The following is a 17796-nucleotide window of genomic DNA, read 5'->3' on the forward strand; positions in this document are numbered from 1 at the left end:
GAAGTGGTCGTGCGCGGATGCCCGAGGGGCGCTCAGAAGCGCCCGCCTCCGCCGCGGCGTCCTCCTCCGCCGCTGCTGCGCCCGCCGCCGAAGCCGCCGCCGCCGGAGCGCCGGGACGAGCCTCCGCCGCCGAAGCCCCCGCTGAAGCCTCCGCCGCCGAAGCCGCCCGAGCGGTAGCCGCTGCGGCGTCCGCCTCCGAGGAGCGACTCGACCAGGATCCCGCCGAGGAACGCACCGGTCGTGTCTCCTCCGTAGGGGCTGCCGACGGCGTTCGGGGCGGAGTAGGAGCCCGCGTCGGCCCGTGCCCGCTCGAGCGCCTGCTGGGCGAGCTGCGAGGCGCGCTGGGCGGAGGCGAGAGCCTCGCGGGGGTCGGTGGCGGCGATGCGCTCGGCGTACTCGGCCGAGCGGGCGGCCTCGGCGACGCGGGTGCGCGCCTCCGAGCCGACCGCTCCGCGGCGGGCCGCGATGAAGTCCTCGGCCGCCGAGACGCGGCTGCGGGCGGAGGTGAGCTCGGCGCCGAGGGCGGCCCGCTCGCGCTCGCGCTGGGCCTGCGCGTCGCGGAACCCGCCGACGGCGGCGTCGATCGTGGCGTCGGCGGCGGTGAGCGCCTCGAGCAGGGCGAGCGGGTCGTTCGGACGCACGGCGGCGGCGCGCTCCACGTCGTCGAGGGCGGCCTCGGTCGTGGCGACCGCCGCGGCGACGTTCTGCGCCTGCGCGGCGGACTCCGCGTCCTGGGAGGCGGCGAGCGCTCGTCCCTGTGCCACGTCAGCGCGGATCTCGGCGATGCGGCCGGCGAGGGACGCCTCCGCCTTCTGCAGCTCGTCGCCCCGCGTGGCCACCGCGTCGACGAGGCCGGAGGCCTGCTCGGCTGCCTGCTGCCCCGCGCGCAGCAGCACGGCGGCGCGGCCGGAGTCGCCGGCCTGCAGCGCCTGCTGGGCACCTGCGAGCTGGTCGCGGGTGAAGCGGAGACGGTCCTCCGCCTGGTCGGCGTCGTCGCCCACGTCGTCGATCGCGGTCGGCGCGTAGCGGGAGGCGAGCTCGGCGAGGCGGGCCCGCGCCGAGGGGAGGCGGTCGCCGACCTCGGCGGCGCGGGCGGTGAGCGCGGCGGCGACCTGCGGCGCGTTCTTCTCGAGGTCGCGCAGCTCCTCGAAGGCGCTCGCGCGCTCGTCGAGCGTCTGCTCGGCGTCGGCGCAGAGCTGGAGGATGCGCTGGTAGCCGTCGCGGCGCTCCTGATCGGTCTCCGGCTCGGCGTCGTCGAGGCGCTGCTGCAGGGTGAAGGCCTCGCCGAGCAGGCGCTTCGCGGTGACCAGCGCCTCGCGGAACGCGCCGGTCGCGTCGGCGCCGAACTGCGCCTCCGCGAAGCCGACCTCCTGCTCGCTGGTGCGGACGGCGTCGTCGGCGTGGACGAGGGCCGACCCGGCGCGGGTGGCGAGCTCGTCGATCGAGGCCTCCACCGCCTCCTGGGCGCGGCGCTTCCGCGCGCGGCGGACGAGCAGCAGCACCACGAGGCCGATCACGACGAGGGCCGCGAGCACGCCGAGGGCGATCAGCAGCCCCGAGCCGAGGGACTCGCCGGCGCTGGGCGCGTCGAGGCGCTGCCCGATCCCGTCGGCGGCGGCCACTGCGGCTCCGGCCCAGTCGCCGTCGGCGAGCCTCGGCTCGATGTCGTCGGACTGGAGCGAGGAGATCTGCGCGTCGTCGAGGGCGAAGCCCTGCGCGACCGACACCTGGTACTGGCGGGCGTCGACCGCGACGGCCAGGAGGACGTCGTCGGTCCCCAGCCCGTTGCGGGTCGCGGTCGCGTCCGCCCACGCGGCGCGGTCGGACGGATCCGAGAAGGAGTCGACGAAGGCGACGAACAGCTGCACGCGGTGCTGGTCGTAGAGGGCCCGCGAGGCCTGCTCGATCTCGGTGGTCTCTCCGGAGCTCAGCACGCCGACCGAGTCGAGGACGGTGGAGGAGGAGAAGGAGACGGGCGACTCGGCCGTCGCCGCGGTCGCGGGGACCAGCGCGAGGACCGCGGCGATCAGGAGGGCCGCGAGCGCCGGCAGCCGCCGGGAGCTCACGGGGTGGTGGGGTCTCGCCGGCATCGCGCACACTCCTTCGTCGTCGCCTCCCGAGTGTAGACAGCCCGGGCGTCCGAGCAGGGGTCGGGAGGCGGCAGGCCGTCGACCGCGTGCCCGGGGTGCGGAGGATGGGAGAACGCCGGGAGGTGGAATGGACCTGCTCCGCGCGCGGTTGCCGCCCGGAGTGCGCCGCAGGTGCACGTGCCTCCCCCTCAGGGCAGCCCCCTGAGACAGCTCCGAAGAAAGGCGATCCCATGGATCCGTTCTCCCCCCTCACCGCCGGCGACCTCGACCTCCCCAACCGCATCGTCCTGGCACCGATGACGCGCCTGCGCTCCGACGAGCAGGGCGTCCCCGGCGCGATCGTCGCCGAGTACTACGCCCAGCGCGCGAGCATGGGCCTGCTGATCAGCGAGGGCGTCTTCCCGAGCGCCGAGTCCAAGGGCTACGCCGGGCAGCCCGGCATCGAGACCGACGCGCAGGCCGCGGGCTGGCGCGCCGTCGCCGACGCCGTGCACGCCGCCGGCGGCCGCATCGTCATGCAGCTGATGAACGCGGGCCGCGTCTCGCACACCGAGATCACCGGCACCGACCGCATCGTCGCCCCGAGCGCCGTCGCGATCGACGGAGAGGTGCACACCCCCTCCGGCAAGAAGCCCTTCCCGGTGCCGCACGCGCTGACCACCGAGGAGCTGGGGACCGTCCGCGACGAGTTCGTCGCCGCCGCCCGCCGCGCGATCGATGCCGGCTTCGACGGAGTCGAGGTGCACGGCGCCAACGGCTACCTGCTGCACGAGTTCCTCTCGCCCGTCTCGAACGTGCGCACCGACCAGTACGGCGGAACCCCGGCCGAGCGCGCCGCGTTCCCGCTCGAGGTCACCCGCGCCATCGTGGACGAGGTCGGAGCGGGCCGCGTCGGCATCCGCCTCTCGCCGGCCCACAACATCCAGGACGTCGTCGAGACCGACGCCGACGACGTGCGCGCCACTTACGAGGCCGTCGTCGACGGGCTCGCCCCGCTCGGCCTGGCCTACCTCAGCGTCCTGCACGCCGAGCCGGCCGGCGAGCTGGTCCAGGACCTCCGATCGCGCTTCGACGGCGTCTTCATCGCCAACAGCGGCTTCGGCTCGCCGACAAGCCGCGAGGAGGCGACCGAGCTGATCACCGAGGGCCACGCCGACGCCGTGGCCGTCGGCCGCCCGGCGATCGCCAACCCCGACCTGGTCGAGCGCTGGCAGGGCGGGCACCCCGAGAACGAGGTCGTCCAGGAGACGGTCTACGGCGGAGGAGCCGAGGGCTACACCGACTACGAGCCCCTCTCGGCGTAGTCGCGACTCACGCGGAAGGCCCGCTCCCTCGAGGGGGAGCGGGCCTTCCGCGTGCCGGGGGCGGTCAGCTCTCGCTGCCCCGGCTCTTCAGCTCGGACTCGATGCGGGCGTCCTGCTCGGGCGAGAGCTCGTGGTCCTCGTCCTCCGGGCCGGCCGTCTCGCCGACGCGGCCCTCGCCGAGGGCGTGGATCGAGGTGATCTCGTCCTCGAGTGCGGCGTCGCGGTCGTGCTCGCTCACGAGCCGGTCTCGATCTCCCCGGCGGAGACGGCCTCGGCGTACTTGCGGAGGTCCGGGCCGGGCTCGAAATCGATGAAGCGGTCCTTGAGGCGCGCGTTCAGCTCGGCGAACACGTCCTCCCAGGGCTCGCCCTTCTTGCTCGTCGCGAGGTCGAGCACCGCCTCGCGGAGGACCCTGTCCGAGTCCTCGAGGATCTTGTCGCGGGCTTCGTCGTTCCAGCGGATGTCCTGTGCGTCCATGCTCCGACCGTAGGCGCGGGGCCCGGGCGGCCCAAGGACTTGCGGGCGGGGGGCGGGGGGCGTAGGAGCCCGCCCCCCCCGTTCATGCCAGAGCCGGCAGGACGTCGCGCTCGGACAGCTCGATGCCGCTGCGGTCGGAGGCGGCTTCGGGGAAGGAGAGGACGCCGTCGTCGGCGCGCCGGGCGAGGTCGTGCAGGGTGCGCCACCTGAAGGCGGGGTCGATGCCGACGAGGTCGTGGCGCCGGCCCTGGGGGAGGAGGAGTCCGAATCGCATGCCGCCGACGCTCGAGCGGCCCGCGCCCCGGGTCGAGGGGGTCGCGGTGCTCGCGTACGCTTCCGACCGATGCTGACCTTCACAGAGGATCTCGGACTCCCCGTCCTCGCGCTGATGATCCTCGCCGCCTTCGCGGCCGGCTGGATCGACGCGGTCGTAGGCGGCGGCGGACTCCTCCAGCTCCCCGCACTGCTCCTCGTTCCCGGGATCTCGCCCGTGCAGGCGCTCGCCACCAACAAGCTGGCCTCGATCTTCGGCACGACCACCAGCGCGATCACCTACTACCGGCGCGCGAAGCCCGATCTGCGCACCGCGCTGCCGATGGCGGCGGTCGCCCTCGCAGGCAGCTACGGAGGCGCGACGCTCGCCGGCCTCCTCCCGGCCGCGGTGTTCAAGCCGATCATCGTCGTCGCGCTGATCGTGGTCGCGGTGGTGACGATCGCGCGCCCGGCGCTGGGCAGCGTCACGGCGCTCAAGCACGCGGGCCGGCGCCACCTCGTCACGGCCGCGGTGCTGGGACTCCTGGTCGGCTTCTACGACGGCCTGATCGGACCGGGCACCGGGACCTTCCTGATCATCGCCCTGATCACCGCGCTGGGCTACGACTTCCTGCTCGCCAGCGCCAAGGCGAAGATCGTCAACGTCGCGACCAACCTCGGCGCCCTGCTCTACTTCGTGCCGGGCGGCCACGTGATCGGGCTGCTCGGCCTCGTGATGGGCGTGGCGAACGTGGCGGGCGCCTACCTCGGCTCGCGGATGGCCGTCGCCCGAGGCAGCCGCTTCATCCGCGTCGCGTTCCTCGTCGTCGTCGGCGCCCTGATCCTCAAGGTCGGCTCCGACGTCTGGACGGAGAACCTGGCGCCGCTGCTGCGCTAGCGCGGGCTGCGGGACCGAGCCGCGGAACGAGGACGGGACCCCCTGCCGCAGCAGAAGGTCCCGTCCTCGTTCCGATCATCCGGCGCTCCGGCGCTCCGCCCCTCCGGCCTCAACCGAAGGGGATCGAGCCGACCAGCACGCCGACGGCGAGCATGACCAGCGAGACGATCACCGCGCGCCACAGCACCTTGCGGTGGTGGTCGCCGAGGTTCACCGCGGCGAGGGAGACGAGCAGGAGGATCGCCGGGACCAGCGGGCTCTGGAGGTGGACCGGCTGCCCGGTGATCGAGGCGCGGGCCATCTCGACCGGCGAGATGCCGTAGTTCGCCGCGCTCTCCGAGAGCACGGGGAGGATGCCGTAGTAGAACGCGTCGTTCGACATGAAGAAGGTCATCGGGATGCTGAGCACACCGGTGATCACGGCGAGGAACGGGCCTAGCGCGGGCGGGATCACCGCGACGACCCACTCCGCCATGGCGTCGACCATGCCCGTGCCGTTGAGGACGCCGATCAGCACGCCGGCCGCCAGCACCATCGACACGACGCCCACGATGCTCGGCGCGTGCTTGACGATCTCGGCCGCCTGGTCCTTCATCTTCGGGAAGTTGATCAGGAGGGCGACCGCGGAGCCGACCATGAACACGTAGGGCAGCGGCAGGACGTCGGCGACCAGCAGCGTCATCACCGCGAGGGTCAGGACCAGGTTCACCCAGATCAGCTTCGGGCGCAGCGTCTCGCGCTCGGGGTCGAGCATCGTGTCGGCCATCGCGGTGTCGGCGTCGTCGGCCTGCACGCGGGCGGCGACGGCGACCTGGGCTCCGCGCAGGGCCTGGGGGCCGCGGAGGAAGGAGAAGCGCTCCCGGGCGACGGTGCGGATGCCCCCGGTCAGCGCCGCGAGGCCGCCGGTGCGGGCGCCGCCCGAGCGGGAGGAGGAGCCGCGGCCGGCGCCGACGAGCTCCTGCTCGAGCATCGGCTCGGCCAGCGCGAGCGAGCCGAGGCGGCGGCGCTCGCCGAGCCCGAGGAACCAGGCGAAGACGAGCGTGACGGCCAGGCCCACCGCGAGCGAGGGGAGCATCGGCACGAAGATCTCGCTCGGCGAGACCTGGAGGGCCGCGGCGGCGCGCACCGTCGGTCCGCCCCAGGGGACGATGTTGAGCGTGCCGTTGGCCAGGCCGGCGACGCAGGTCAGCACGACCGGGTTCATCCCCAGGCGCAGGTAGATCGGGAGCATCGCGGCGGTGGTGACGATGAACGTGGTCGAGCCGTCGCCGTCGAGCGAGACCGCGCCGGCCAGCAGCGCCGTGCCGAGCACGACCTTCGCCGGGTCGTCGCCGAGCGCGCGGACGATGAAGCGGATCAGCGGGTCGAAGAGCCCGACGTCGATCATGATCCCGAAGTACATGATCGCGAACATCAGCAGCGCGGCCGTGGGCGCGAGGCTGCCGATCGCCTCGAGGACCATGTCGCCGATGCCGAGGCCGGCGCCCGCGAAGAGGCCGAAGATCGTCGGCACGACGATCAGGGCGACCATCGGCGTCAGCCGCTTGGTCATGATCAGGGCCATGAAGGCCAGGATCATCGTGAAACCGAGTACTACCAACACAGCTGACTCCTTCGTCCAGTGCCTCCGCCCGCGCTCGGCGGGAGAGCCGGCCGGGAGATGCTGGAAACCCTAGGCAGCCCCGCGTCCGGCGCCGGGGTATCGCTCATTACGGCGACATCTGCGCATAGTGTGGCTTCTGCGCATTCTGCGCACGACGACGGCGAGGAGGCCCCGATGCGCTTCGCGACCCACGTCCTGGTCCTGCAGCTCGCCACGGTGTCGGCCGCTGTGCTGGTCTGCGCCGGGCTCGTCACCGCGCTCAGCGTCCAGCAGCTGCGCGGCGAGGCGGAGGGGACGGCGCTCGCCATCGCCCGCACCGTCGCCGAGGACCCCGACGTGCGCGACGCGGTCGCCGCGTCCTCCGCCGTGCCCGGCGCGCCCGCCGCCTCGGAGCTGCGCGGCGGACCGCTCGAGGACGTCGCCGCCGCCGTCGAGCAGCGCACCGGCGCGCTCTTCGTCGTGATCACCGACGACCAGGGCATCCGCCTCGCCCACCCCGACGAGGACCGCCTCGGCGAGCGGGTCTCGACCAGCCCCGACGAGGCGCTCGCCGGGCGCGAGAGCGTCTCGTGGGGCACCGGCACGCTGGGCGAGTCGGCACGCGCCAAGGTCCCGGTCTTCGCCGCGGGGGAGCAGCGGGTCGTCGGCGAGGTCAGCATCGGCTTCGCGCGCTCCAGCGTCTTCACCGACCTGCCGACCGCGCTGCTCGGCGTGCTGGCCGCGGCGCTCGCCGGGCTGGTGCTCGCCGCCGTCGCCTCCGTCTTCATCCGCCGCCGCCTGCTGCGCCTGACGCTCGGCCTCGCCCCGGAGGAGCTCACCTCGCTCGTGCAGGACCAGGCCGCCGTGCTCGACGGGGTCGACGAGGGAGTGCTCGCGCTCGACCGCGACGGGCGCGTCGGCGTCTGCAACGCGCGGGCCGCCGCGATCCTCGGCTCCGACGACCCGACCGGGCGGGCGCTGCACGGGCGGCCGCTCGCGGAGCTCGACCTGCCCGTTCCGCTGGCCGACGCGATCGGCGCCGCGCTGCACTCCGTCGAGCCGCCCCGCCCCGGCGGCGAGGAGGGCTTCGTCGTCCGCTCCCGCATCGTCTACGTCGACATCCGCCGGGTGACCCGCGGCGACCGCGACCTGGGCGTGGTGGTGGTGCTGCGCGACCGCACCGACCTCGCCGCGCTGAGCCGGCGCCTCGACGCGGTCGGCGCGATGACCAACGCGCTACGAGTGCAGCGGCACGAGTTCGCCAACCGCCTGCACGTGGTCGCCGGCCTGCTGGACGCGGGGCGGACCGCCTCGGCGCGCGACTACCTCGACGAGGTCCTGACCCGCGGCCCGCTCAAGTACCCGGTGCAGCACGCCGACCGGCTGCAGGAGCCGTACCTGCAGGCTCTCGTCGGGGCCAAGGGGATCGAGGCGGCCGAGCGCGGCGTGCTGCTGACGCTCGGCGAGGAGACGCTGGTGCGCGGCACCGTCGTCGAGCCGGAGGACGTCGCCACGGTGGTCGGGAACCTCGTGGACAACGCGGTGCGCGCGGCGGTCGAGGGGCGGCGCGACGTGCGCTTCGTCGAGGTCGAGCTGCTCGACGACGGCGACGCGCTGTTCGTGACGGTCGCCGACTCCGGCGACGGGGTGCTCGATCCGGACTCGCTGTTCGACCGGGCCGGCGCGGGCGACCCCGTCGAGGACGACGGGCGCGTGCACGGCCGGGGCTTCGGACTGCCGCTGTGCCGCGAGGTGGCAGCCCGACGCGGTGGCGAGGTCTGGCTGGCGGACGCCGGCGGAGCGGAGTCGGGGGCCGTGCTGTGCGCGCGCCTCCCCGGAGCGGTGCGGCCGCCGGAGCAGGACGGGGACGGGTCATGAGCGCGGACACGGCGCGGGAGCGCACGGTGCTGGTGGTGGACGACGACTTCCGGGTCGCGCAGCTGCACGCGGACCTGGTCGAGGCGCGGCAGGGGCTGACGGCCCTTCCTCCGGTGCACACGGCGCGGGCGGCACGGGCGGCCGTCGCCGAGCACGCGCCCGATCTGCTGCTGCTCGACGTGCACCTGCCGGACCAGAGCGGGATCGCCCTGCTCCGCGAGCTCGACACCGACGCGTTCGTGGTGAGCGCCGCCTCCGACGGGGCGACGGTGCGGCGCGCCCTGCACGCGGGAGCGCTCGGGTACCTCATCAAGCCGTTCGAGGCGCGCCTGCTCGGCGAGCGCCTGGACGCGTACGTGCGGTTCCGGAACGTGCTGCGGGAGGACCGCGCGGCGGATCAGGAGGCCGTCGAGCGGGCCCTGCGCATCCTGCACTCCGGTGACGCCACCGTCGCGCAGCCTTCGCGCTCGGCGACCGAGCAGCTTGTCCTCGCGCGCCTGGCCGAGTCGGGCGCCGAGCTCTCGGCTCTCGAGGTGGCCGAGCGGGCCGGCATCTCGCGCGCCACCGCCCAGCGGTACCTCTCGGGCCTCGCCGGCCGCGGCCTCGTCGAGATGACGCTCAGCTACGGCACCACCGGCCGCCCCGAGCACCGGTACCGCGCCCGCTGACCCTCCGCGAGCGGAGTCCGCGCTCGAGCCGGCGGGACGTTCTCGGCGGTCGGGACCCGCTCTCAGGGGCCCAACCGCCAGTGGGAGCCGACCGCGGTGCGCAGCCCGCGGCGCACGAAACGGCCGGTCGAACAGGCGATCCGCGTGTCAGCGGCTCGTCGTAGGCGGTCGGGACCCGCTCTCGGGAACTCGACCGCCAGTAGCCCGACCGCTCCGCACCGGCACGCGGCGTTCGGTCGAGCCGAACGAGCGATCCGCGTGTCAGCGGATCGTTCTAGGCGGTCGGGACCCGCTCTCGGGAAACCGACCGCCTAGGGGAGCCGACTGCGGTGCGCCGCCTCGCGGCGCACGAGACGACTCAGTGCGTGGCGTCGACGTCCGCGCCCGCGGCCTCGGCCACGCGGCGGCGCTCGGCGGCCTCGGCGGCCATGCGGCGGCCCTTGGGGCTGACGAGGGAGGCGATCACCGTGATCACCAGGACGCCGATGATGACCGAGAGCGACAGTCCGGTCCCGATCTCGAAGACCTCCACGTGCTCGCCGTTGTTGATGAACGGCAGGTTGTTCTCGTGGAGCGCGTGCAGGATCAGCTTCACGCCGATGAAGGCGAGGATCGCGGCGAGGCCGATGCTGAGGTACACGAGGCGGTCGAGCAGGCCGTCGATGAGGAAGTACAGCTGGCGCAGGCCCAGCAGCGAGAACGCGGTCGCCGTGAAGACGAGGTACACGTCGCTGGTGAGGCCGAAGATCGCCGGCACGCTGTCGAGGGCGAACAGGATGTCCGTCCCGCCGATCGCCGCCATGACGAGGATCATCGGCGTGAGGACCTTCTTGCCGTCGATGTGCGTGTAGAACTTGTCGCCGTCGTACTGGTCGCTCGTCTTGAAGATCCGCTTGGCCAGGCGCACCATCACGTTGTCGCTGGAGTGGTCGTCGCCCGGCTTGACCAGGTTGAACGCGGTCAGCAGCAGGATCAGGCCGAAGATGTAGAAGACCCAGGCGAACGAGTTGATCAGCGCGGCGCCGAGGAAGATGAAGCCGGTGCGGGCGATCAGCGCGAAGACGATGCCGAAGAGGAGCACCTTCTGCTGGTCGGCGCGGGGCACCTTGAAGCTCGCCATGATGATGAGGAAGACGAACAGGTTGTCGACCGAGAGGGCCTTCTCGGTGATGTAGCCGGCGAAGTACTCCGATCCGGGCGTCGCTCCGCCGAAGACCAGGACGCCGAGCCCGAAGAGCACGGCGATGCCGACGTAGAGCGCCGACCAGATCGACGACTCCTTCAGCGTGGGCTCGTGGGCCTTCCGGACGTGGAAGAAGAAGTCGAAGAGCAGGAGCAGGACGATGAAGACGATCGTCAGGGTCCAGATCAGGGGCGATACGGTCATGAAGGGGCTGGCCTCGCTCGTGAAGGGGGTCGGGGGACGGTCGCGGGGGTCGCTCGTCAAGGGAAAAGGTAGCGAGGCACCGTGACGAGCAGGGTGTCGGCCGATGGATCGTGAGTATCTTCTCAGTTGTCAGCGCGCCCCTCGCGCGCAGCGGCCGGAGCGCCACACTGGTCACCATGACCGGCGCCGCTGTCGACAGGACCTTCGAGGACGCCTCCGGCGTCACCATCCACTACCGCTGGTGGGCGCACCCCTCGCCCCGCGCGATCGTGCAGCTGGCCCACGGTGTCGGGGAGCACTCCGGGCGCTACGTCGAGCTGGCGGAGGCGCTGGTGGCCGCCGGGTACGCGGTCGCCGCCGACGACCACCGCGGGCACGGCCGGACCGGCCTCGAGCAGCACGGCGGCGACTCCTCCCGGCTCGGACTGCTGGGGCCGGGCGGTCTGCGCGCGACCGAGGCGGCGATCCTCCGGCTGACGGAGCTGCTCGCGCAGGAGAGCCCCGGCGTGCCGATCGTGCTGCTCGGCCACTCCTGGGGGTCGCTCATGGCGCAGCGGATCGTCGACCACCACTCCGGTGCCTACGCCGCGCTCGTGCTCAGCGGCACGGCCTACCGCCTCCCGGGGCACATGAACGCGGGCGACCTGGCGAAGCGGCACCGCGTCGCCGGCGGCCTCGGCCTCGAGTGGCTCTCGCGCGACCCGGAGGTCTGGCAGCGGTTCCACGACGACCCCCTGACCTTCACCACGCCGCTCGCGAAGCGGATCGGACTGGTCGAGACCCTGCGGCTGGTCGGCCGCCCCCGGCGCGGGTCCGCGCATCCGCTGCCGCTGCTGCTGGTCGTGGGCGCCGACGACACCCTCGGCGGCGAGCGGTCGGTGCGCGCGCTCGCCCAGGCCTACCGGCGGCGGGCCGGGTACACGGACGTCTCGGTGCGGGTGTACCCGGAGGCGCGGCACGAGCTGTTCCAGGAGCTCAACCGGGCCGAGGTCACGGCCGATCTCGTGGAGTGGCTGGACGAGCGCTTCCCCGCCCCGGCTCGCGCCTAGGCTGGCGTCATGCATGGCGAGTACAAGGTCCCCGGCGGAAAGCTCGTGGTCGTCGACCTCGACGTAATCGACGGGAGGTTCGCCGGGTTCCGCCTGGCGGGCGACTTCTTCCTCGAGCCCGACACGGCGCTCGACGACATCGACCGCGCGGTCGTGGGCCTGCCGGCCGAGACCGACGCGAAGTCCATCGCCGCCGCCATCCGGCAGGCGCTCCCGGCCGATGCTGTCCTGCTCGGCTTCACGCCCGAGGCCGTCGCGGTCGCGATCCGCCGCTCCCTGCAGAAGGCGACCAGCTGGCGCGACTACGACTGGCGCATCGTGCACGATCGGGCCGTCCCTCCCGCGACCCACCTGGCGCTCGACGAGGTGCTGACCGCCGCGGTCGGCGAGGGCCGCCGCGAGCCGACGCTGCGGATCTGGGAGTGGGACCAGCCGGCCGTCGTGATCGGCAGCTTCCAGTCGCTCCGCAACGAGGTCGACCTCGACAACGCGGCGAAGTACGGCGTCGACGTGGTCCGCCGCATCTCCGGCGGCGGCGCGATGTTCATGGAGGCGGGCAGCGTCGTCACGTACTCCCTCTACGTCCCCGGCGACCTCGTCCAGGGGCTGACCTTCGCCGACTCCTACGCCTTCCTCGACGAGTGGGCCGTCAGCGCGCTGCAGTCGCTGGGGATCGACGCGGTCTACCAGCCGCTCAACGACATCACCTCGCCCTCGGGCAAGATCGGCGGCGCCGCGCAGAAGCGCCTGGGCTCCGGCGCGGTCCTCCACCACGTGACCATGAGCTACGACATCGACGCCGAGAAGATGGTGCAGGTGCTGCGGATCGGCCGCGAGAAGCTCTCGGACAAGGGCATCGCGTCGGCCGTGAAGCGCGTCGACCCTCTGCGCAGCCAGACCGGGCTCAGCCGCGCGGAGATCATCGAGCGGATGAAGGCGACCTTCGTGCAGCTGCACGGCGGCGAGGCGGGGACGCTGACCGAGGAGGAGTACGCGGCGGCGGAGGAGCTGGTGCGGACGAAGTACTCGACTCCGGAGTGGCTGCGGCGCGTCCCCTGATCGGCGGGTCCCGGCCGGGCGTCCGCGGACCGGCTCGCCCGGGGCGGCGGCGGGCCGGACGGGCGGGAGCTCCTCAGCTCGCGAGGAGCTCCTGGTAGTCCGGGTGCTCGGCGATGAACTCGGCGACGAACGGGCACGCCGGGACGATGCGCCCGCCGAAGCGCTCGTGCGCATCGTCGAGGGCGGCCTCGACGAGGGTCTCGCCGAGCCCCTCGTGGCGGTGCTCCGGCGCGATCTCGGTGTGGAGGAAGACCACGTCGCGGCCGCGGACGGCGTAGTCCGCGACTCCGACGGTCTCGCCGTCGAGCCAGAGCGTGTAGCGGGACGAGTCCTCGTCGTGGCGCACCTCGGAGATCATCGCGCCACTCTACGCCGGAGCCTCCCCGGCACCCGTCGAGCGCGGGCGCGAGGCGCGGAGCGTGTCGCCGGGCTCGCGCGCACTGGCACAATTGGCGGGTGCCCAGGACGATCCAGATCGCGGACGGCGTCCCGGAGTCGCGGAGCGCGGTGTTCCACGCCGACAACCTCGAGGTCCTGCCGCAGCTGGCCGACGGGGCCTTCACCGTCGTCTACCTCGACCCGCCGTTCAACACCGGCCGGGCGCAGGTGCGGACCTCGACCACCTCCGTGCGCTCCACCACCGGCACGATCGCCGGCTTCAAGGGGCGCAGCTACGAGCGGATCCGCGGCGACCTCCTCCGCTACGACGACCGCTTCGACGACTACTGGTCGTTCCTCGAGCCTCGTCTGGCCGAGGCGTGGCGGCTCCTCGCCGACGACGGGACCCTCTACCTCCACCTCGACTACCGGGAGGCGCACTACGCGAAGGTGCTGCTCGACGCGCTCTTCGGCCGCGAGTGCTTCCTCAACGAGATCATCTGGGCGTACGACTACGGAGCGAAGGCCACGCGCCGCTGGCCGACGAAGCACGACACGATCCTGGTCTACGTGAAGGACCCGCGCGGCTACCACTTCGACTCCGCCGCCGTGGACCGCGAGCCGTACATGGCGCCGGGCCTGGTGACCCCGGAGAAGGCCGAGCGCGGCAAGCGGCCGACCGACGTGTGGTGGCACACGATCGTCTCGCCGACCGGCCGCGAGAAGACGGGGTACCCGACGCAGAAGCCGGAGGGGATCCTCCGCCGCATCGTGCAGGCGTCCAGCCGCGAGGGCGACGCCGTGCTCGACTTCTTCGCCGGCTCCGGAACGACCGGCGCGGTCGCCCACGCCCTGGGCCGCCGCTTCGTCCTCGTCGACGAGCACGCCGACGCGGTCGCCGTGATGCGCCGCCGCTTCGCCGCCCTCGACCCGGCGCCGCTCTTCCTCTGACGCGGGGGCTCGCGGCTCCTCGGACGTCGCCGTAGTCGCTCGCGACCCCGGCGGCTTCCGCGTCTGCCCGGCGACTCCGACTGTCCAGGAGTTGTCGCACTCGAGGTCGGTCGCTTCCACAGTTCAGAAATCGTCGCACTCGACGCCGCTCACTCCGAATGTCCAGGAGTTGTCGCACTCGACGCCGACTGCGACAACTCCTGGACAGTCGCGGCGGGAGGCACGCCTCCCCAGGGGCGGGATCGGCGGCTCGTCCACAGAATGCGGACCGCGAGAGTCGGACGAGGAACACGGACCGCCAGGATCGCGGCATGACCAGCATCGACCTCGGAGCATTCACCCGCCGCGCGGCGGTCCGCGCCGGAGTGACGGACGCGCAGCTGCGCGGTCCCGCTCTGGCCAGCCCCTTCCATGGAGTGCGCACGCGAGTGATGCCGGTCACGCACCTCGAGCGAGCCGCCGCCTACCTGCCCCGGCTGCGGCCCTGGCAGCTCTTCTCCCATCTGACCGCCGCCGAGGCCTGGGGGGTGCCGCTGCCGGCGCGGCGGGAAGGCGATGATCCGATCCACGTGGCGGCCACGAGCCCGCATCGGCCCCCGAGGACGCGAGGAGTGATCGGTCACACTCTCACGGAGACCGACAGGATCCTGCGGCACGGGCTGCCGGTCACGGGAGCGGCGTCGACCTGGATCGCGCTCGCACCGCTTCTGTCCGCTCGCGATCTCCTCGCTGCGACGGATCACCTCCTCTTCGAGCCGCGCTATCCGCGCCGGGACGATCCCCGTCCGCACGTCCGACTGCCGGAGCTTCAGGAGCGCCTGGCATCCCACCACGGCCGGGGCCGGCGCACGCTGATCGCCGCGCTGCGGCTGGCATCGACCGGAGCCGCCTCGCGGAGAGAGACGTGGCTCCGTGCGCTCGTCGAGGAAGCGGGACTTCCGGTGCCCGAGGTGAACGCCGAGATCAGGCTCGGCGGTCGGCTGCTCGCGGTCGGCGACCTGGTCTTCGAGCGCTGGAAGGTGGTGGCGGAGTACGACGGCGGACAGCACCGGACGGACGACGCGCAGTTCTCACGCGACCGTGAGCGGCTGCTGGCCCTTCACCTCGCGGGCTGGATCGTCGTGGTCGTGCGCGCGGAAGGTCTGACCCGTGGCCGGGCGCAGACGATCGCCGAGCTCCGTGCCGCTCTCGAGGCCCACGGCTGGCGACCGTGAGGCCCCCCGGCGAGGGACCCGCACGACGGTCGCCCGAACTCCCGCGACTGTCCGGAAGTCGTCGCACTCGGCCTCGACTGCGACGACTCCTGGACACTCGCGGGCCGGGGTCAGCTGCTGGCGCGGACGACCAGCGACGTCGGCATCAGCGTGCGGTGCTCCACGGGGAGCCCCTCGATGCGAGCGGTCAGCAGCTCCACCATGCGGGCTCCGAGCTCGTCGGGGAGCTGGCGCACCGTGGTCAGCGCGGGCACGGCGTTCCGGGCGAAGAGGTCGTCGTCGAAGCCGACGACGGACACGTCCTCGGGGATCCGGCGCCCGGCCTCGCGGAGGGCCGCGTAGGCGCCGACGGCCATCTGGTCGTTCGCGGCGAAGACGCCGTCCAGGTCGGGGTCGCGGGCCAGGAGCCGGCGCATCGCCTCGGTGCCGCTGGCGGGCGAGAAGTCGCCCCACTCCACCAGGTCGTCGGCGAGGCCCGCGTCGCTCAGGGCGCCGCGCCAGCCGATCAGGCGGTCGACGCCGGGCGGCATGTCGGCGGGGCCGGCGATGGTCGCGATCCGGCGTCGTCCGCGCTCGATGAGGTGCGCGGTGGCGACGGCCGCTCCCTCGGTGTTGTCCACGTCCACGAAGTAGGAGCCGCGCTCGTCCGGCGAGAGCGGCCGGCCGCCGAAGACGATCGGCAGCGTGCCCGAGAGCGCCGCGTAGGAGTGGTCGCCGGAGTGGTGCGAGACCACGAGTGCACCGTCCACGTTGCCGCCGAGCAGGTACCGCCGCGTCTTCTCGCCGTCGGTCTCGGACGCGATCAGCATCGAGAGCGTGTAGTCGGTGTCGGCGAGGCGCATCGCGGCGCCCTGCACGATCGAGGCGAAGAACGGGTCCGCGAAGACGCGGGCGGTCGACTCCGGCACGATCAGCGCGATCGACTGCGTGCGCCGCGACGCGAGCATCCGCGCCGCGTGGTTGGGCACGTAGTCGAGCTCGCCGATCGCCTTCTCCACGGCGGCCACGATCTCGGCGGCCACCTGCGGGGCGCCGTTGACCACCCGCGAGACCGTCGCGCGCGAGACTCCGGCCCGCGCCGCGACCATCTCGAGGGTGGGGGAGCGGCCCCCGCCGCGGACGCCCGTCGGCTCGCTCACGGGTCAGTCCAGGATCGCCGCGGCGCTGCCGCCGAGCAGTCGGGAGTAGACCAGGCCCGAGTCCTTCACGATCCGCTCCTGCGTGCCGTAGTCGACGCGCACGATGCCGAAGCGCTTCTCGTAGCCCCAGGCCCACTCGTAGTTGTCGAGGAGGGACCAGACGAAGTAGCCGCGGACGTCGGCGCCCTGGTCGATCGCGTCGGCGACCTTCTCGACGTGGTCGAGCACGTACTGCGTGCGGTCCGCGTCGTGCACGCGGCCGTCCTCGACGACGTCGTCGTAGGCGGCGCCGTTCTCGGTCACGTAGAGCGGAGGGAGGTTCTCGTACTCGAGGCCCAGGCGGGTCAGCAGGTAGCGCAGCCCGTCGGGGTTCACCTCCCAGTCCATCGCGGTGCGCGGCAGCCCGCGCGACGGGAAGGTGATGAACTCGGAGCCGACCCAGGGGGAGCCGACCTCGCGGTCGGTCGCCTGGGCGAAGTCGTCCGCCCCGGCCGGCAGCGGGTGGGCCGAGACGTTGTCGTCGTGGTAGTGGTTCACGCCGAGGAAGTCGAGCGGGAGCGAGATGAGGTCGAGGTCGCCGTCGACGATCAGCTCGTCGAGGCCGAGCCCGGCGACGTCCTCGAGCAGGTCCTCGGGGTACTCGCCGAGCAGCAGCGGGTCGAGGAAGATCCGGTTCTGGAGGGCGTCGAAGCGGCGTGCCGCGTCGAGGTCGGCCTCGTCCTCGGGGTCGTCGGGGACGGCGTTCGAGAGGTTGAGCGTGATGCCCAGGTTCTGCGCGCCGAGCTGCCGGAGCGTCGAGACGGCCAGCCCGTGGGCGAGGTGCGTGTGGTGCACGGCGGCGAGAGCCTTCTGCTGCGAGATCACGCCGGGGGCGTGCACGCCCGCGCCGTAGGAGAGCAGGGTCGAGCAGAACGGCTCGTTGAACGTCGTCCAGTGCTGCACCCGGTCGCCGAGGCTCTCGTAGACGGCCTCGGCGTAGTCCCGGAAGCGCTCGGCGGTGTCGCGGTTCGCCCAGCCGCCGGTCTCCTCGACGGCCTGCGGGAGGTCCCAGTGGTAGAGCGTGAGCCACGGCAGCACGCCGGCGCCGAGCAGCTCGTCGACCAGACGGGAGTAGAAGTCGAGGCCCTCGGGGTTCACCGCGCGGTCGCCCGGCTTGACGCGCGCCCAGCTGACCGAGAAGCGGTAGGAGCCGAGCCCCAGCTCCTTCATCAGCCGCACGTCCGCGGGCATCCGGTGGTAGTGGTCCACCGCGACCTCGGGGGTGTCGCCCTTCGCGACCGCTCCGGGGACGCGGGAGAACGCGTCCCAGATGCTGTCCTCCTTGCCGCCCTCGTGGCCGGCGCCCTCGATCTGTGCGGCGGCTGTCGCGGAGCCCCAGAGGAAGCCGGCGGGCCAGTCGCGGACGGCGAGCCGGTCGGCGCGGGCGATCCGCGACACCGCCGAGCGCTTCCGGGACTACGCCGAGGCCGT

General features: G+C 73.1%; 17 protein-coding genes. 8 read left to right on the forward strand and 9 right to left on the reverse strand.

The window, feature by feature from the left end; translation table 11 throughout:
- Window positions 1-32: 32 nt before the first annotated feature.
- Window positions 33-2090 (reverse strand): TPM domain-containing protein, encoded by a 2058-nt coding sequence (locus tag C5D44_RS16030; protein WP_104282244.1) that lies wholly within the window; start codon window positions 2088-2090, stop codon window positions 33-35.
- Window positions 2091-2320: 230 nt separating this feature from the next.
- On the opposite strand from C5D44_RS16030, the gene C5D44_RS16035 reads away from it, so the two are divergent.
- Window positions 2321-3394 carry an alkene reductase gene (locus C5D44_RS16035; protein ID WP_104276896.1) on the forward strand — a complete coding sequence of 358 codons (1074 nt, stop codon included), beginning with the start codon at window positions 2321-2323 and terminating at the stop codon, window positions 3392-3394.
- Between the two features lie 64 nt (window positions 3395-3458).
- On the opposite strand, the gene C5D44_RS18185 is transcribed toward C5D44_RS16035, so the two are convergent.
- The 3 genes from C5D44_RS18185 to C5D44_RS16045 form a co-directional block, all read right to left on the reverse strand.
- Complete coding sequence (locus C5D44_RS18185) at window positions 3459-3632, reverse strand: hypothetical protein (RefSeq protein ID WP_160035225.1); 174 nt, start codon at window positions 3630-3632, stop codon at window positions 3459-3461.
- On the reverse strand, window positions 3629-3871 hold the full coding sequence (locus C5D44_RS16040) for a hypothetical protein (RefSeq protein ID WP_068251275.1): 243 nt from the start codon (window positions 3869-3871) through the stop codon (window positions 3629-3631). Before C5D44_RS16040 ends, C5D44_RS18185 begins: the two co-directional genes overlap by 4 nt.
- A gap of 82 nt (window positions 3872-3953) precedes the next feature.
- Entirely contained in the window at window positions 3954-4145 is a 192-nt protein-coding gene (locus C5D44_RS16045; protein ID WP_104282245.1) for a hypothetical protein, read from the reverse strand.
- A gap of 69 nt (window positions 4146-4214) precedes the next feature.
- Between C5D44_RS16045 and C5D44_RS16050 the strand changes: the two genes are divergently transcribed.
- Window positions 4215-5021, forward strand: a complete 807-nt coding sequence (locus C5D44_RS16050; protein WP_104276897.1) for a TSUP family transporter — start codon at window positions 4215-4217, stop codon at window positions 5019-5021.
- A gap of 109 nt (window positions 5022-5130) precedes the next feature.
- Here C5D44_RS16050 and C5D44_RS16055 read toward each other — a convergent pair whose 3' ends face one another.
- Window positions 5131-6600 carry a CitMHS family transporter gene (locus C5D44_RS16055; protein WP_104276898.1) on the reverse strand — a complete coding sequence of 490 codons (1470 nt, stop codon included), beginning with the start codon at window positions 6598-6600 and terminating at the stop codon, window positions 5131-5133.
- 198 nt (window positions 6601-6798) lie between these two features.
- Between C5D44_RS16055 and C5D44_RS16060 the strand changes: the two genes are divergently transcribed.
- A complete protein-coding gene (locus C5D44_RS16060) occupies window positions 6799-8481 on the forward strand; it encodes a sensor histidine kinase (RefSeq protein ID WP_104282246.1) in 1683 nt (560 codons plus the stop codon).
- Entirely contained in the window at window positions 8478-9149 is a 672-nt protein-coding gene (locus tag C5D44_RS16065) for a response regulator (protein WP_104276900.1), read from the forward strand. Before C5D44_RS16060 ends, C5D44_RS16065 begins: the two co-directional genes overlap by 4 nt.
- Window positions 9150-9507: 358 nt before the next feature.
- Here the strand turns inward: C5D44_RS16065 and C5D44_RS16070 are convergent, their stop codons facing one another.
- Window positions 9508-10536 (reverse strand): TerC family protein, encoded by a 1029-nt coding sequence (locus tag C5D44_RS16070; protein ID WP_104223866.1) that lies wholly within the window; start codon window positions 10534-10536, stop codon window positions 9508-9510.
- Window positions 10537-10712: 176 nt separating this feature from the next.
- Between C5D44_RS16070 and C5D44_RS16075 the strand changes: the two genes are divergently transcribed.
- A complete protein-coding gene (locus C5D44_RS16075; RefSeq protein WP_104282247.1) occupies window positions 10713-11585 on the forward strand; it encodes an alpha/beta fold hydrolase in 873 nt (290 codons plus the stop codon).
- Between the two features lie 9 nt (window positions 11586-11594).
- On the forward strand, window positions 11595-12644 hold the full coding sequence (locus tag C5D44_RS16080; RefSeq protein WP_104276902.1) for a biotin/lipoate A/B protein ligase family protein: 1050 nt from the start codon (window positions 11595-11597) through the stop codon (window positions 12642-12644).
- 73 nt (window positions 12645-12717) lie between these two features.
- On the opposite strand, the gene C5D44_RS16085 is transcribed toward C5D44_RS16080, so the two are convergent.
- On the reverse strand, window positions 12718-13002 hold the full coding sequence (locus C5D44_RS16085; RefSeq protein ID WP_104233160.1) for a GNAT family N-acetyltransferase: 285 nt from the start codon (window positions 13000-13002) through the stop codon (window positions 12718-12720).
- A gap of 98 nt (window positions 13003-13100) precedes the next feature.
- On the opposite strand from C5D44_RS16085, the gene C5D44_RS16090 reads away from it, so the two are divergent.
- The gene (locus C5D44_RS16090) at window positions 13101-13973 is read left to right on the forward strand and encodes a site-specific DNA-methyltransferase (RefSeq protein ID WP_104225160.1); all 873 of its coding nucleotides are present in this window, start codon (window positions 13101-13103) and stop codon (window positions 13971-13973) included.
- Between the two features lie 311 nt (window positions 13974-14284).
- Window positions 14285-15187: a hypothetical protein gene (locus tag C5D44_RS16095; RefSeq protein ID WP_104276903.1), complete on the forward strand. Its 903-nt coding sequence runs from the start codon at window positions 14285-14287 to the stop codon at window positions 15185-15187.
- A gap of 110 nt (window positions 15188-15297) precedes the next feature.
- On the opposite strand, the gene C5D44_RS16100 is transcribed toward C5D44_RS16095, so the two are convergent.
- Together C5D44_RS16100 and C5D44_RS16105 are read right to left on the reverse strand one after the other, a co-directional pair.
- Window positions 15298-16275 carry a LacI family DNA-binding transcriptional regulator gene (locus C5D44_RS16100; protein WP_104282250.1) on the reverse strand — a complete coding sequence of 326 codons (978 nt, stop codon included), beginning with the start codon at window positions 16273-16275 and terminating at the stop codon, window positions 15298-15300.
- Window positions 16276-16329: 54 nt separating this feature from the next.
- The gene (locus tag C5D44_RS16105) at window positions 16330-17763 is read right to left on the reverse strand and encodes a GH1 family beta-glucosidase (RefSeq protein ID WP_104282248.1); all 1434 of its coding nucleotides are present in this window, start codon (window positions 17761-17763) and stop codon (window positions 16330-16332) included.
- Window positions 17764-17796 lie beyond the last annotated feature (33 nt).

It is taken from the genome of Rathayibacter sp. AY1B5, from assembly GCF_002932795.1.
In the GTDB taxonomy this organism is placed as follows: domain Bacteria; phylum Actinomycetota; class Actinomycetes; order Actinomycetales; family Microbacteriaceae; genus Rathayibacter.